The 15,288-nt window shown below is 63.8% G+C and carries 10 protein-coding genes and 2 tRNA genes; 7 read left to right on the forward strand and 5 right to left on the reverse strand.

Going from position 1 to position 15,288, the window contains the following annotated elements; genetic code table 11:
- Positions 1–77: 77 nt before the first annotated feature.
- From ABIA96_RS15285 to ABIA96_RS15310, 6 genes are all read left to right on the forward strand, one after another.
- Positions 78–162: transfer RNA gene (locus ABIA96_RS15285), tRNA-Leu, on the forward strand.
- A 179-nt stretch (positions 163–341) separates the two neighbouring features.
- Positions 342–1,700, forward strand: a complete 1,359-nt coding sequence (gene tig, locus ABIA96_RS15290; protein ID WP_354137872.1) for a trigger factor — start codon at positions 342–344, stop codon at positions 1,698–1,700.
- Between the two features lie 307 nt (positions 1,701–2,007).
- On the forward strand, positions 2,008–2,643 hold the full coding sequence (locus ABIA96_RS15295) for an ATP-dependent Clp protease proteolytic subunit (RefSeq protein WP_354137873.1): 636 nt from the start codon (positions 2,008–2,010) through the stop codon (positions 2,641–2,643).
- A gap of 449 nt (positions 2,644–3,092) precedes the next feature.
- Entirely contained in the window at positions 3,093–4,364 is a 1,272-nt protein-coding gene (gene clpX / locus ABIA96_RS15300) for an ATP-dependent Clp protease ATP-binding subunit ClpX (RefSeq protein WP_354137874.1), read from the forward strand.
- Between the two features lie 322 nt (positions 4,365–4,686).
- Positions 4,687–7,110 carry an endopeptidase La gene (gene lon, locus ABIA96_RS15305; protein ID WP_354137875.1) on the forward strand — a complete coding sequence of 808 codons (2,424 nt, stop codon included), beginning with the start codon at positions 4,687–4,689 and terminating at the stop codon, positions 7,108–7,110.
- A 70-nt stretch (positions 7,111–7,180) separates the two neighbouring features.
- A complete protein-coding gene (locus tag ABIA96_RS15310; RefSeq protein WP_354137876.1) occupies positions 7,181–7,585 on the forward strand; it encodes a GFA family protein in 405 nt (134 codons plus the stop codon).
- A 41-nt stretch (positions 7,586–7,626) separates the two neighbouring features.
- Here the strand turns inward: ABIA96_RS15310 and ABIA96_RS15315 are convergent.
- Positions 7,627–7,703: transfer RNA gene (locus ABIA96_RS15315), tRNA-Val, on the reverse strand.
- Positions 7,704–7,832: 129 nt separating this feature from the next.
- Between ABIA96_RS15315 and ABIA96_RS15320 the strand changes: the two genes are divergently transcribed.
- Entirely contained in the window at positions 7,833–8,693 is an 861-nt protein-coding gene (locus tag ABIA96_RS15320) for a class I SAM-dependent methyltransferase (RefSeq protein WP_354137877.1), read from the forward strand.
- Positions 8,694–8,823: 130 nt separating this feature from the next.
- On the opposite strand, the gene ABIA96_RS15325 is transcribed toward ABIA96_RS15320, so the two are convergent.
- Genes ABIA96_RS15325 through ihpA form a run of 4 tightly spaced genes read right to left on the reverse strand, consistent with a single transcriptional unit; the run spans position 8,824 to position 15,272 of the window.
- Positions 8,824–9,810, reverse strand: a complete 987-nt coding sequence (locus ABIA96_RS15325) for a cation diffusion facilitator family transporter (RefSeq protein WP_354137878.1) — start codon at positions 9,808–9,810, stop codon at positions 8,824–8,826.
- Between the two features lie 2 nt (positions 9,811–9,812).
- Positions 9,813–13,031 (reverse strand): efflux RND transporter permease subunit, encoded by a 3,219-nt coding sequence (locus ABIA96_RS15330; RefSeq protein ID WP_354137879.1) that lies wholly within the window; start codon positions 13,029–13,031, stop codon positions 9,813–9,815.
- Positions 13,024–14,001 (reverse strand): divalent metal ion exporter adaptor subunit IhpB, encoded by a 978-nt coding sequence (gene ihpB, locus ABIA96_RS15335; protein ID WP_354137880.1) that lies wholly within the window; start codon positions 13,999–14,001, stop codon positions 13,024–13,026. The genes ABIA96_RS15330 and ihpB overlap by 8 nt, the downstream gene beginning before the upstream one ends.
- Positions 13,998–15,272, reverse strand: coding sequence for a divalent metal ion exporter subunit IhpA (gene ihpA, locus ABIA96_RS15340; protein ID WP_354137881.1), 1,275 nt, complete (start codon positions 15,270–15,272; stop codon positions 13,998–14,000). The genes ihpB and ihpA overlap by 4 nt, the downstream gene beginning before the upstream one ends.
- Positions 15,273–15,288: the final 16 nt, after the last annotated feature.

Below are 15,288 nucleotides of genomic sequence, written 5' to 3' on the forward strand. Positions count from 1 at the left end.
TTTTTGCTGCGAACAGGCGGGCCCATGCTATAAGCCCGCCGCCCGCGGCATCGCGGCCGGTCTTGATGCAAATTTACGCGGGCGTGGCGGAACTGGTAGACGCGCTGGATTTAGGTTCCAGTGACGAAAGTTGTGGGGGTTCGAGTCCCTCCGCCCGCACCAAGCGCTTTCAGCGTTTGCACGGATTGCTGACGGGCCTCGCACCGCACGGATATTTGTCCGTCCGGAGCCGGGTTCGATGAACCACCGGCGTTGAGGCGTTTGCCTTGCGCCGGACCGATTAATGATAGCGTCCCGACGCGACAGCGTGCCGGGACCGAACGAGAAGAAGATTGGACGCCATGCAGGTCACAGAAACCCTCTCGGAAGGTTTGAAGCACGAGTTCAAGATCAGCGTTTCCGCGTCTGATCTCGATGCCAAGGCTGGCGCCAAGCTCGTCGACCTCAAGGACAAGGTACGCCTCAATGGCTTCCGTCCCGGCAAGGTGCCGGTCGGCCACCTGAAGAAGGTCTATGGCCGCTCCGTGATGGCCGAGACCATCGACCAGACCATCCGCGACACCAACACCCAGCTGTTCTCCGAGCGCGGTTTCAAGCTCGCGACCGAGCCGAAGATCACCATGCCGACCGAGCAGGCCGAGGTCGAGGAGCTGCTCAACGGCAAGACCGATCTGACCTACACGGTCGCGATCGAAGTGGTGCCCGCGATCGCGCTTGCCGATTTCAAGACCTTCCAGGTCGAGAAGCCCGTCGCCGACGTGTCCGATTCGGACGTCGACGAGGCGATCAAGCGCATCGCTGACACCAATCGCGGCTATGCCGCCAAGGCCGAGGGCGAGAAGGCCGCGTCGGGCGACCGCGTCACCATCAGCTTCAAGGGCACCATCAACGGCGAAGCCTTCGAGGGCGGCGCCGGCGAGGGCATCCAGGTCGCGATCGGCTCCAACACCTTCATCCCGGGCTTCGAGGAGCAGCTCATCGGCATCGGCGCGAACGAGACGCGCACGCTGAAGGTGTCGTTCCCCAAGAACTACATGAGCGAAAAGCTCGCCGGCCAGCCGGCGGAGTTCGAGACCACCGCGACGCTGATCGAGGCGCCGCAGGATCTCACCGTCGACGACGAGTTCGCCAAGACGCTCGGCCTGGAATCGCTCGACAAGCTCAAGGAAGCCGCACGCGAGCGGCTGGTTGCCGAATACGCCGGTGCAACGCGCCAGCGGGTCAAGCGCGCGCTGCTCGACCGTCTCGACGAGACGCACCGCTTCGAGGCGCCCCCCTCGCTGGTCGACGAGGAGTTCAACCTGATGTGGAACTCGGTCAAGGCCGAGATGGATTCCGCCGGCAAGACCTTTGCCGACGAGGACACCACTGAGGACAAGGCGAAGGAAGAGTACCGCAAGATCGCAGACCGCCGCGTGCGTCTCGGCCTCGTGCTCTCCGAGATCGGCGAGAAGAACAAGATCACCGTGACCGACGACGAGGTCGGCCGCGCCGTGATCGAGCGTGCACGCTCGATGCCGGGCCGCGAGAAGGAAGTCTGGGACTATTACCGCAGCAACGCGCAGGCGCTGGCCCAGCTTCGTGCACCGATCTATGAGGACAAGGTCGTCGACTTCATCCTCGAGCTCGCCAACGTGACCGAGAAGAAGGTGTCGCGCGAGGATCTGTACAAGGACGACGAGGAAAAGACTGCAGCGTGAAGGCTTTGAGCAATCCTCATCTTAAGAAAGCCTTCTATTAAGGATGATCAGGGAACAGGCCCAGCTAGCCAGATGGCCGGCTGGGCCTTTTTGCGAGAATCAGCTTCAAGTGCCGCGTGGATTAAGCCTTAATTCGTTCCGCACTTGTCTGGCGCGATTTGGGCTATATCTGTCGGTGCACCCTGTACCTGCCCGTTATTCTTCTACCAAGCTCCTGCATCACGGGACGTCCATCGGCCTTCCGGCAAGTCCAGATCAACTGGCAGCCAAGACTGGCGATGTCCGCCTCTAAAAACCTAGGTGACTCATGCGCGATCCGGTTGAAACCTACATGAACCTCGTGCCCATGGTGGTCGAGCAGACCAACCGTGGCGAGCGCGCCTACGACATTTTCTCGCGCCTTTTGAAAGAGCGCATCATCTTCCTGACCGGGCCGGTCGAGGACGGCATGTCGACGCTGGTCGTCGCGCAGCTGTTGTTCCTTGAGGCGGAAAATCCGAAGAAAGAAATCTCGATGTACATCAACTCGCCGGGTGGCGTGGTGACGTCGGGCCTCGCGATCTACGACACCATTCAGTTCATCCGCCCGCCGGTCTCGACGCTGTGCACCGGACAGGCCGCCTCGATGGGCTCCCTGCTGCTTTGTGCCGGCGAGAAGGACATGCGCTTCTCGCTGCCGAACGCGCGCATCATGGTGCATCAGCCGTCCGGCGGCTTCCAGGGCCAGGCCACCGACATCATGCTGCACGCGCAGGAAATCCTGAACCTGAAGAAGCGGCTCAACGAGATCTACGTGAAGCACACCGGCCAAACCTACAAGACGATCGAGGACGCGCTGGAACGCGACAAGTTCCTCACCGCGAACGACGCCAAGGAGTTCGGTCTGGTCGATAAGGTCATCGACAAGCGCGCTGAAGAGCCGGCGGGCGCGAAGGCGCCGTAGCATGATCGGGGACTGCAGCGTTGGTCCCCGGGACTGCTGTGGATCGTCAGCACGGCGTTCACGTTAAGGACGCGTTCACACGGGCGCCAAGATAGCTTTTGCGCCCTGCGACAGGCAGAAAGTTCCGCTTTCGTGCTTATTTTTCGTGGTAATCCAGCAACGCCGGGGTGATTTCGGTCACTTCGCCCGCGCCAAGACCTGAAATCACGGTATTGTAACGGGTTGCCGGCGCCCCCCCGATTAGCGAATTCTTGATAGTCGGGTGACAGCATGGTTGGCTACGAATGATCGGCTATGATCGCGGACAACCGGGTGACCGTGATTCGCACAGTGTGTGACGCGTAGGGTCTTTTTTGGTACGGAATTTGCTCTATTTGAGTCCCTTACCCGCGAACGTTTCGGGATGGGACGATCGGGCGGACGAGATCGAACCGCGGACGGAGACATGAATGAGTAAGGTCGGCACGAGCGACTCCAAGAACACGCTATATTGCTCGTTCTGCGGCAAGAGCCAGCACGAAGTCCGCAAACTGATCGCGGGTCCCACGGTCTTCATTTGCGACGAGTGCGTTGAGCTCTGCATGGACATTATCCGCGAGGAAAACAAATCCTCGCTGGTGAAGTCGCGCGACGGCATCCCGACGCCGAAGGAAATCTGCAAGGTTTTGGACGATTACGTCATCGGCCAGAGCCATGCGAAGAAGGTCCTGTCGGTCGCGGTGCACAACCACTACAAGCGCCTCAACCACCAGACCAAGCACAACGACGTCGAACTCGCGAAGTCGAATATCCTGCTGATCGGTCCGACCGGTTCGGGCAAGACGCTGCTCGCGCAAACGCTCGCCCGCATCCTGGATGTGCCGTTCACGATGGCGGATGCGACCACGCTGACCGAAGCCGGCTATGTCGGCGAGGATGTCGAGAACATCATCCTGAAGCTGCTCCAGGCCGCCGACTACAATGTCGAGCGCGCCCAGCGCGGCATCGTCTACATCGACGAAATCGACAAGATCAGCCGCAAGTCCGATAATCCCTCGATTACGCGCGACGTGTCGGGTGAGGGCGTGCAGCAGGCGTTGCTGAAGATCATGGAAGGCACGGTGGCTTCGGTCCCGCCGCAAGGCGGCCGCAAGCATCCGCAGCAGGAATTCCTGCAGGTGGATACCACCAACATCCTGTTCATCTGCGGCGGCGCCTTCTCGGGCCTCGAGAAAATCATCTCGGCACGCGGACGTTCGACCTCGATCGGTTTTGCCGCTCAGGTGCTGGCGCCTGAAGACCGCCGCACCGGCGAGATCTTCCGTCATGTCGAGCCCGAGGATCTCCTGAAGTACGGCCTGATTCCTGAGTTCGTCGGCCGCCTGCCGGTCGTGGCGACGCTGGAGGATCTCGACGAGGCTTCGCTCAAGAAGATCCTGGTCGAGCCGAAGAACGCGCTGGTGAAGCAATACCAGCGGCTGTTCGAGATGGAGAACATCGAGCTGACCTTCGCCGACGAGGCGCTTGGGGCGGTGGCCCGCAGGGCGATCGAGCGCAAGACCGGCGCGCGTGGTCTGCGTTCGATCCTCGAGGCGATCCTGCTCGAGACCATGTTCGACCTGCCGGGCCTGGAAGGTGTGGAAGAAGTCGTGATTTCTCGCGAAGTCGTGGAAGGAACGGCGCGTCCGCTCTACATCTATGCCGATCGGACCGATCGCGCCGTCGAGAACGCCAGCGCCTGATTGCGGCGCTGGAACGCTCCAAACGTCTGTCATGGCAGCGGCTGCGGAAATGTATTCCGCAGCCGGAATTGCGTCGCTTGCCCGCGTGCGTAAGCGCCTGATGGCGCGTGTTTTTCAATGACTTGACACCCCCCCGGTCGATAGCCACCTAATATCGGCGGCGAGCGAGAATTCTGTTCAAGATTCGCCTCAGTTCCGATCCGGCAAGCCCGGTCCAACCCTCGAATGGTAGACCGGTTTGTGGATCACTTCGGCACCTTGTGGCGGTTGCGCATGAGAGCGGCGGGCTGCGTGCAAGGGGGCAAAGCAAAAGGAAAAGGCCATGACTAATCCTAAACCCAGGCCAACCATCGTTCATGGCGAAACGCACGCTTATCCCGTGTTGCCGCTGCGGGATATCGTCGTCTTCCCGCACATGATCGTTCCGCTCTTCGTCGGTCGCGAGAAGTCGATCCGTGCGCTCGAAGAGGTGATGAAGAACGATGCGCTGATCATGCTCGCGACGCAGAAGAATGCGTCGGACGATGATCCGGCACCCGATTCAATTTACGAGACCGGTACGCTTGCAAGCGTGCTGCAGCTCTTGAAGCTTCCCGACGGCACCGTGAAGGTGTTGGTCGAAGGGCTCGAGCGCGCGCGCGTTGAGAAGTACACCGATCGCGCCGACTACTATGAAGCGACCGCTGTCGCGCTTGCCGACACCGATGCAAAGTCGGTCGAGGCGGAAGCGCTGTCGCGCTCGGTCGTGTCTGACTTCGAGAGCTATGTGAAGCTCAACAAGAAGATCTCGGCCGAGGTCGTCGGCGTCGTGCAGGCGATCACCGATTTCGCCAAGCTTGCCGACACCGTTGCCTCGCACCTCGCCGTCAAGATTGCGGATCGCCAGCAGATCCTGGAGACGCTGTCCGTCACCACGCGCCTGGAGAAGGTGCTGGGTCTGATGGAGAGCGAGATCTCGGTGCTGCAGGTCGAGAAGCGCATCCGCTCGCGCGTCAAGCGCCAGATGGAGAAGACCCAGCGCGAGTATTATCTCAACGAGCAGATGAAGGCGATTCAGAAGGAACTCGGCGACGACGACGGTCGCGACGAGCTCGCCGATCTCGAAGAGAAGATCTCCAAGACCAAGCTCTCGAAGGAAGCGCGCGAAAAGGCGCAGCATGAATTGAAGAAGCTGCGCCAGATGTCGCCGATGTCCGCGGAAGCGACCGTCGTGCGCAACTATCTGGATTGGCTGCTGTCGATCCCGTGGAACAAGAAGTCCAAGGTGAAGAAGGACCTGGAATCGGCGCAGGCCGTTCTCGACTCCGATCACTACGGGCTTGAGAAGGTCAAGGAACGTATCGTCGAGTATCTCGCGGTGCAATCGCGCGCCAACAAGCTGACGGGCCCGATCCTGTGCCTCGTCGGCCCGCCCGGCGTCGGCAAGACCTCGCTCGGCAAGTCGATCGCGAAAGCGACCGGGCGCGAGTTCGTGCGTGTGTCGCTCGGCGGCGTGCGCGACGAGGCCGAGATCCGCGGTCACCGCCGCACTTATATCGGCTCGATGCCCGGCAAGATCATCCAGTCGATGCGGAAGGCGAAGTCGTCCAATCCGCTGTTTCTGCTGGACGAGATTGACAAGATGGGCGCCGATTTCCGCGGCGATCCGTCGTCGGCGCTGCTCGAGGTTCTCGACCCCGAGCAGAACGCGACGTTTGCCGACCACTATCTGGAGGTCGACTACGATCTGTCGAACGTCATGTTCATCACGACCGCGAATACGCTCAATATTCCCGGCCCGCTGATGGACCGCATGGAGATCATCCGGATCGCCGGCTACACCGAGAACGAGAAGGTCGAGATCGCGCGCAAGCACCTGATCCCGACCGCGGTGTCGAAGCACGGCCTGGACTCCAAGGAGTTCTCGATCGACGACGACGCTCTGCTGCTGTTGATCCGCCGCTACACCCGCGAAGCGGGCGTGCGTAATTTGGAGCGTGAGCTCTCCACACTCGCCCGCAAGGCGGTGAAGGAGCTGATGATCTCCAAGAAGAAGTCGGTCAAGGTCACCGAGAAGACTCTGGAAGAGCTGCTCGGCGTGCCGAAGTACCGCTATGGCGAGATCGAGAGCGAGCCGCAGGTTGGTATCGTCACCGGCCTTGCCTGGACCGATGTTGGCGGCGAGCTGTTGACCATCGAAGGCGTCATGATGCCTGGCAAGGGCAAGATGACGGTCACGGGAAACTTGCGCGACGTCATGAAGGAATCGATCTCGGCGGCGGCGTCCTACGTCCGGTCGCGTGCGATTGTCTACGGCATCGAGCCGCCGCTGTTCGACCGCCGCGACATCCACGTGCACGTGCCGGAAGGCGCGACGCCGAAGGACGGTCCGTCGGCGGGCGTTGCGATGGCCACCGCGATCATCTCGGTCATGACCGGCATTCCAGTCCGCCATGATGTCGCGATGACCGGCGAAATCACGCTGCGCGGCCGCGTGCTGCCGATCGGCGGTCTGAAGGAGAAGCTCTTGGCTGCTGCCCGCGGCGGCATCAAGACGGTGCTGATCCCCGAGGACAACGCCAAGGATCTCACGGAGATTTCCGATGCGATCAAGGGCGGCATGGAGATCATCCCGGTCTCCCGTCTCGACGACGTCGTCGCCAGGGCGCTGGTGAAGAAACCGGTGCCAATCGTCTGGGAAGAGGACACCAAGGTGACGGTGAAGCCGGACGGCGACGAAGCCGCCGGTGGCCTGACCGCTCACTGAGATCGCAATTCGAAAAGATGATAAAACGGCGCCTTCGGGCGCCGTTTTTGTTTTTGGGGAAGGGAATGCGATGCAGGTCGACGGTCACTGCCATTGCGGAAAGATCACGTTTGAAGCCGAAGTCGACCCCGAGACCATCTCGGTCTGTCACTGTCGCGACTGTCAGGCCCTGACGGGCTCGCCGTTCCGAGTGACCGCGATCTGCACCAAGGCCGACGTCAAGCTCACCGCCGGCACGCCAAAGGTCTACGGCAAGCGTGGCGACAATGGCCGGATGCGCTTCCAGCACTTCTGTGGGGATTGCGGTTCCCCGCTGTTCACCAGCGGTGAAGGCGACCAGGCCGACGATTGGGGCATCCGCTGGGGCAGCATCCGCCAACGCGACAAATTGCGCCCGGTGAGGCAGATCTGGTGCAAGTCGGCCGCAGTGTGGATCGATGCGGTCCCGCTGCTGCCGGGGAGGCCGGGGGATTGAGGCTGGCCTGCCTAGCCGAAGCTCGCGAAGCGAGCGCAGGCTGGTGGGCGGTCACGGATTCGAACCGCGGACCCTCTCGGTGTAAACGAGATGCTCTAACCAGCTGAGCTAACCGCCCCACGGCGCCTCTTTAGCGCTCCGGCGGGTGTCGGAGCAAGAGGCGGCCGCATGGCAAACCGCGCTCATTTGACCTCTTGATCAGCTTCCGGCGTGGTATCACCCCGACTGATAAATGACAGAGGCCCCAATGGAACAGCCCAGTGGACACGACCAGAACGCCGATCAGATCGCCTATTGGAACGGTCCCAGCGGGCAGCGCTGGGCCGATCGCCACGCGGTGCAGGAGAGCCTGCTCGGGCCCATTGCCGACGTCCTGATCGACCGCGCAAAGCCGAAGCCGGGCGAGTGCGTCATCGATGTCGGCTGCGGCTCGGGCGCAACGACGGTCGCATTCGCGAAAGCCGTTGCGCCGAATGGCTTTGCGCTCGGGCTCGATGTCTCCGACCCGATGCTGTCGCAGGCGCGCGCGACGGCGCCGAAGGGACTGCCGCTCGATTTCGCGCTGGCGGATGCGACCGTGCACCCGTTCGAACCGGCGACCTTTGATCTGCTGGCCTCGCGCTTCGGCGTGATGTTCTTTGCCGATCCGATTGCGTCCTTCACCAACCTTCGCCGCGCGCTGAAGCCGACCGGGCGGCTCGCCTTCGCCTGCTGGCGCGAGCCGAAGGAGAATCCGTGGATGATGGCGCCGCTGATGGCGGTCTACAAGCACGTGCCGAAAATGCCGCCGGTCGGACCGGAAGAGCCGGGGCCGTTCGCCTTCGCCTCCGAAGAGCGCGTGACGCGCATCCTGAAAGGCGCCGGCTTCGTGGATGTGGCGATGGAGCCGCATAATCTTCCCATGGACATCGCCATCGGCGGTGGTCTCGATGCCGCCGTCGAGGGCTCGCTCCAGATCGGCCCGGCCAGCCGCGCGCTGCAGGGCCATCCGCCGGAGACGTACGCAGCAGCCAAAGCTTCGATCCGCGAGGCGCTCGCGCCGTTCCTCAAGGGGCAGTCAGTGGCGCTGCCGGGCGCGATCTGGATCGTGACGGCGAAGGCGAGGTAGAGGGCGCCCGCCGCTCTCTCCGCCGTCATTGCGAGCGTAGCGAAGCAATCCAGACTGCCTCTGCGGAGACAGTCTGGATTGCTTCGTCGCAAGTGCTCCTCGCAACGACGTGGATGGGCCAGTGCCCGCCTCACACCACATCATCCGGCGCCAGTGCGCAGCCATTGTCAGGATGCGTCTCGACCTGGAGGGTGGTGTGGCCGATGCGGAAGGATGTCTTTAGTAGTTGGGCGGTCTCCATCAGGAATGCATCGGCGGTACCTGCGGGCATCACGAGATGGCAGGTCAGCGCCGTCTCTGTTGTGCTGATCGGCCAGACATGGAGATCGTGGATCGCTGAGACGCCGGGCCGTGCCAGCAAAAACACCTTGATCGCGGCGATGTCGGTGCCCTTCGGCGCGGCCGCCATCGACATGTCGAGGGAGCTGCGGAGCAGGTTGGTCGTGCCCCAAAGGATGCTCGCGCAGATGACGAGGCTGGTGAGGGGATCGAGCCAGAGCCAGCCGGTCCACATGATCAGCGCCGCCGAGACGACGACGCCGAGCGAGACCGCGGCGTCGGCCGCCATGTGCAGATAGGCGCCCTCGATGTTGATGTCGTCCTTGCGGCCGCTTGCGAACAGCATGGCGGTAAAGCCGTTGACGAGGATGCCGATGCCGGCGACCACCATCACGGTCACGCCTGCAATCGGCTCCGGCTCGCGCAGGCGCAGAATCGCCTCCCAGCCGATCGCGCCGGTCGCGACCAGCAGGAACACCGCATTCGCGAGCGCGGCCAGAATGGTAGAGGCGCGAAAGCCATAGGTGAAGCGGCCGCTCGGCGCACGCCGCGCCGCGATCGACGCGCCCCAGGCCACGACAAGGCCGAGCACGTCGGAAAGATTATGGCCGGCATCGGCGAGGAGCGCGGTGGAGTTGCCGAGATAGCCGTAGATCGCCTCGGCCACAACCAGACCGGTGTTGAGCGTGATGCCGATCGCGAAGGCCTTGCCGAAATTGGCGGGCGCATGGACATGCGCGTGGCCAGCACCGTGAGCATGGCTATGGTCGTGACCATGGTCTTGGACATGGCCGGCACGGTCATGAAGGTGATGGCCGTGATGGTCGTGGCTGGCCAAATCTAGCGCTCCCCGGAAGCCATCAAATCAGATTGCATTGTAAGCGTTTCGCCCGGCGCGTCACGGCGGAACAGCAAATAGAGCGCCGGCAACACGAGCAACGTCAGCACCGTCGAGGAGATGATGCCGCCGATCACGACGGTCGCAAGCGGCCGCTGTACCTCGGCGCCGGCGCCGGTGGCGAGCGCCATCGGCACGAAGCCGAGCGAGGCGACCAGCGCCGTCATCAGCACCGGGCGGAGCCGCGTCAGGGCGCCCTCACGCACGGCCTCCGCAATGGGGTGCCCCTCGCTGCGGAGACGCTCGATGAAGGCGATGATGACGAGGCCGTTGAGTACCGCGACGCCCGACAGCGCGATGAAGCCGACCCCGGCACTGATCGACAGGGGAATGCCGCGCAGCAAGAGCGCCGCGATACCGCCGGTCAGGGCCAGCGGCACCCCGGAGAACACCAGCGACGCATCCGCCGCCGATCCCATGCTCATGAACAACAGCAGGAACACCAGCGCGAGCGCGACTGGCACGACGATCGTCAGCCGCTTCGTCGCAGAGACCAGCTGCTCGAACTGGCCGCCCCAGCCGATCCAGTAGCCTGGCGGCAGTTTCACCTTTTCGGCGACGGCGGTCTCGGCCTCCGTGACGAAGGAGCCGAGATCGCGGGCGCGGACATTGGCGGTGACGACGATCCGCCGCTTGCCGTCTTCGCGGCTGATCTGGTTGGGGCCGGGCGTCGCGTCGACAGTTGCGACCGACGACAGCGGCACATAGCGCATCTGGGCGAGGGGAGAGATCGGCAATGCCGTTCGGATCGGCACGGTCGCGGCGGCGTCCTCGCCGGGCGGCAGCGGGATCGGAATGGCCCGGATCGCTTCGAGATTGCCGCGCAGATGTTCCGGCAGGCGCACCACGATGTCGAAACGGCGGTCGCCCTCGAACAGCTTTCCGGTCGACTTGCCGCCGACCGCGATTTCGACGATGCCCTGCACCTCACTGATGCTGAGGCCGTAGCGGGCGAGCGCCTGACGATCGAGCCGGACGGTGAGGATCGGCAGGCCGGTGACCTGTTCGACCTTGACGTCGCTGGCGCCGCGGATGCCGCGGATCGCGGCCTCCACCTGCTTGGCCGCACCTTGCAGGATATCGAGGTCATCGCCGAACACCTTGATGCCGACATCGCTGCGCACGCCGGAGATCAGCTCGTTGACGCGGAGCTGGACCGGCTGGGAGATTTCATAGGCGCTGCCGGGAATGTCGTCGGCGGCGTTGTCGATGGCCTCGATCACCTCCGATTTCGGCTTGCCCGGGTCGGGCCATTCGGCGCGCGGCTTGAGCATGACGTAGCCGTCGGTTTGCGCCGGCGACATCGGATCGGTCGCGACCTCCGCCGTGCCGATGCGGGTGAAGAACTCCTTCACTTCGGGAATCTGCGTGATGCGCTTTTCAAGCGCCTTCTGCAGGTCCAGTGATTGCGTGAGGCTCATGCCGGGAATTCGGATCGAGGCCAGCGCAACATCGCCTTCGTCCAGGCTCGGGATGAACTCGCCGCCCATGCGCGAGGCGGCGACGCCGCTTGCGACGACGATGATTGCGGCCGTGATGGCGACCGCGCCCCGGTTGTCGATGGCAAGGCGGAGCAGGGGGAGATAGGCGCGCTTCGCCATCCGCATGAACAGGTTTTCGTGCTCGGACACCTTGCCGGTGACGAAGAGGGCCACGGCCGCCGGCACGAAGGTGATGGAGAACAGCACGGCGGCGCCCAGCGCCATCAGCACGGTCAGCGCCATCGGGGTGAACATCTTGCCCTCGACGCCCGTCAGCGTCAGCACGGGCAGATAGACCACGGCGATGATCAGCGTTCCGAACAGGCTCGGCTTGATCACCTCGCTCGACCCGTTCAGAATCGCGCGCAATCGTTCGGACGTGGTGAGCAGGCCGCCTTTCGCGCGCTGGGCCTCGGCCAGCATGCGCAGGCAGTTCTCGACGATGATCACGGCGCCATCGACGATGATGCCGAAGTCGATCGCGCCGAGGCTCATCAAATTGGCACTGACCTTGGTTTCGACCATGCCGGTGACCGTCATCGCCATGGACAGCGGAATGACGCAGGCCACCACCAGCGCGGCGCGGATGTTGCCGAGGATCAGGAACAGCACGGCCACCACCAGCGCCGCGCCTTCGAGGAGGTTGTTCTCGACCGTGCGGATGGTGGCTTCGACCAGATGGGTGCGGTCATAGACGGTCCGCGTCGCGACGCCCTCGGGGAGGGATTTGGCGATATCCGCGAGCCGGGCCGCGACGCGACTGGCCACCGCACGGCTGTTCTCGCCGATCAGCAGCATGGCGGTGCCGAGCACGGTTTCCTCGCCGTCGCGCGTCGCCGCGCCCGTGCGCAGATCGCGGCCCTCGGTGACAACAGCGACATCCCTGATCCTGACGGGGTTGCCGCCGCGCGAGCCGATCACGACGTCCTGGATCTCGCTGATATTGCCGACCTGGCCCGGCGAGCGAACCAGATATTGCTCGCCGTTGCGCTCGATATAGCCGGCGCCGACATTGGCGTTGTTGGCGGCAAGCGCCGTCATGACGTCACGGAAGCCGAGCTTATAGGCCATCAGCTTGCCGGGATCCGGCAGCACGTGGAATTGCCGCTCGAAGCCGCCGATGGTGTTGACCTCGATCACCCCCGGCACGTTGCGAAGCTGGGGGCGGATGATCCAGTCTTGCACAGTGCGGAGGTCAGTCAGCGTATAGTCATGGCCGCCTTGCGTCTTGGCGCCCGGCTTCGCCTCGACGGTGTACATGAAGATTTCGCCGAGACCGGTCGAGACCGGACCCATCGCGACCTCGACACCGGCCGGAAGCTGGTCCTTCACCTGCTGGATGCGCTCGCCCACGAGCTGGCGGGCAAAATAGATGTCGGTGCCGTCCTTGAACACGACCGTCACCTGGCTCAGGCCATATCGCGACAGCGAGCGAGTGGTGTCGAGCTTGGGCAGGCCGCCCATCGCGGTCTCGACGGGGAAGGTGATGCGTTGCTCGGTCTCCAGCGGCGAATAGCCGGGCGCGCGGGTGTTGATCTGGACCTGGACATTGGTGATATCTGGCACGGCGTCGATCGGAAGCCGCTGGAAATTCCAGGCTCCGAAAGCGACGGCGCCCAGCCCGAGCAGGAGAACCAGCCAGCGCTGTTGCAGCGAGACGGCGATGAGACGCTCAATCATGCTCGGCCTCGCCCTTGCCCATCTCCGCCTTCACGACGAAGCTGTTCTCCGCGACGTAACGCTCGCCGGCGGCGAGCCCGGCCTTGATCTCGACAAACTGTGGATCGGAATCCCCAAGCTCCACAGGCCGCGCCTCGATCTTGTCGCTGTCCTCGCGGACGAACACGATGGTCCTGTTTTCCAATGTCTGGATCGCGCTGCGGCGCACGGCGACCGCAACGTTGCGCGCGGCGAGGATCAGCCGCGCGGTGACGAACAGGCCGGGACGCAAGCGTCCCTCGGCGTTCGGGAGCACCACGCGGGCGAGCGCGGTCTGCGTCTCGCTCGAGCCGATCGGCGCGATATAGGAGATCGTGCCCTTGATCTCGCCGCGGCCGTCGTCGGGATCGATCAGAACTTCATCGTTGAGGCGGACGCGCTTGAGGTCCTGCCGGTAGATCGAGAGATCGACCCAGATAGTCGAGAGGTCGGCGACGACGAAGGCCGGTTTCTGCTCGGAGGCGTATTCGCCGAGCGAGATCTGGCGCTCGATGATGGTGCCGGCGATCGGCGCCTTCAGCTCATAGACGGTGAGGCTCTGGTTGCTCTCGATGGTGGCGAGCAGGTCGTCTTTGCCCACCTTGTCGCCGATGCGCTTCTGGATCGATTTTGCAATTCCGGGAAAGCGAGGTGTTATCTGAACGACCGCTTCCTGGTTGGCGCGCAAAATGCCATTGAAGGCGAGCGTGTCGGTCAGCGTGGCGCTCGCGGCTTCGGCCAGCGTGACGTTGGCGGCCGCAAGCTTGACGTCGGAGATGCGGATGCGGTCGGCGCCGTGCTCGTCCTGCTCGATATGGTCGTTCGGCTTCTCCGGCTTCTTCTCTTCGGTATGTTCGGCGGGCACAACCCTGGCCGGGGCGAGCAGGGAATAGCCGTAGGCGCCGAGCGCGGCGGCAACGGTGGCGATGAGGATGGTGGAAAATGTCCTCATCGCGCGCTCTCCCGGGCCAGCGCAAAGGGATTGCCGACGAGGCCTTCGATGGTCGCAACGCCCGCATGGAAGTTCTGCAGCGCCTCCTGCTCGCGCAGGCGCGCTTGCGCAACGCTGGCTTGGGCATCGAGCACCTCAAGCAGGGTGAAGCGGCCCTGGCCGTAGCCCTGCGAGATCGCCTCAGATGCTTCAGTCGCCTTCGGGATCGCGGTCTCGCGCAGCACGGCAAGTTCGCGCCGCGAGCCCTGCAGCGAGTCGTAAGCGCGGCCGGCGATCACAATCAGCGTGTTGCGGTTGGCCTCGCGCTCAACGCGGGTCTTGGCGAGGCTTTCCTGCGCCGAGAGGATGTTGCCCTGGTTCTGGTCGAACACGGGGATCGGCACCGAGACGGAGAGGCGCACAGCGTCGTCATTGGTCTCGTTGAAATGGCGCCAGCCGGCGGCGATCCGCACATCGGGATAAGGCCTCAGCCGCGCCATCAACAACTCGGCGTTACGCTGCGCATACACCGCGGTCCAGCGCACCAGTTGCGGGTTGGCATCGATGGCGGCGACGACCGACTGGAACGTCGGCGGCCGGCCCATCGTGTCGAGTCGGCCGGAAACCTCGCCAAATTTCGTGGCGGGATCGCCCATCAGCACCGCGAGCTCACGCCGGGCGCTTGCCAGCGTGGCCTTGAAGCGCTCCCGGTCGGCCTTCACCAGCGCGGAGGCGACTTCGGCGCGGCCGGTCTCGGCCGGCGAGGACGCGCCGGCCTCGACGCGGCGGCGCAACAGCGGCGTCAGCTTGTCGATCGCTGCAATCTGCTCGTCGAGGATCTGGATGCGCCGCTGCGCGCCGAGCACGCTGAGGAAGGCGATCGCCGTCTCCGACAGCACCTCCAACCTGATCGCCTTGCGCTGAATCGCGGCGACCTCGATGCCGGCTGCGCCCGCGGCAATTCGGGCATCGCGCTTGCCGAACAGCTCAAAGGCCTGGCTGATCTGGAGCGTTGTCTCGGCCGATTTGGTGCCGCGATAAATGCCCGATCCGAACGAATTATCCTGCTCATAGGACAGTTCCGGATTGAGCAGCGCGCCCGCCTGGATGCGCTGGCCCGTGGCGATGCCGACATCGCGTTCCGCCGCCGTCAGGCGCGGGCTCGCGGCCAGCGCACGCGAGAGCGCCGCACGCATCGTCAGGGTCTGGGCGTGGGCGTGCTGCGTCAGCCAGGGGCTGACCAGAATTGCCATCGCGCACGCGAGGCGCGCGGTCGTTCGTCTGCAAGACATGAAAGTGACCTGTGAA

The organism is Bradyrhizobium sp. LB11.1, from assembly GCF_040549385.1.
Taxonomy (GTDB): domain Bacteria; phylum Pseudomonadota; class Alphaproteobacteria; order Rhizobiales; family Xanthobacteraceae; genus Bradyrhizobium.

Excerpts from the sequence above, each read along its gene's own strand:
- ABIA96_RS15310 (WP_354137876.1), top strand. The coding sequence starts at position 7,181 with ATGCAGGTCGACGGTCACTGCCATTGCGGAAAGATCACGTTTGAAGCC.
- ihpB (WP_354137880.1), bottom strand. The coding sequence starts at position 14,001 with ATGAGGACATTTTCCACCATCCTCATCGCCACCGTTGCCGCCGCGCTC.
- ihpA (WP_354137881.1), bottom strand. The coding sequence starts at position 15,272 with ATGTCTTGCAGACGAACGACCGCGCGCCTCGCGTGCGCGATGGCAATT.
- ABIA96_RS15295 (WP_354137873.1), top strand. The coding sequence starts at position 2,008 with ATGCGCGATCCGGTTGAAACCTACATGAACCTCGTGCCCATGGTGGTC.
- clpX (WP_354137874.1), top strand. The coding sequence starts at position 3,093 with ATGAGTAAGGTCGGCACGAGCGACTCCAAGAACACGCTATATTGCTCG.
- ABIA96_RS15330 (WP_354137879.1), bottom strand. The coding sequence starts at position 13,031 with ATGATTGAGCGTCTCATCGCCGTCTCGCTGCAACAGCGCTGGCTGGTT.
- ABIA96_RS15320 (WP_354137877.1), top strand. The coding sequence starts at position 7,833 with ATGGAACAGCCCAGTGGACACGACCAGAACGCCGATCAGATCGCCTAT.
- lon (WP_354137875.1), top strand. The coding sequence starts at position 4,687 with ATGACTAATCCTAAACCCAGGCCAACCATCGTTCATGGCGAAACGCAC.
- tig (WP_354137872.1), top strand. The coding sequence starts at position 342 with ATGCAGGTCACAGAAACCCTCTCGGAAGGTTTGAAGCACGAGTTCAAG.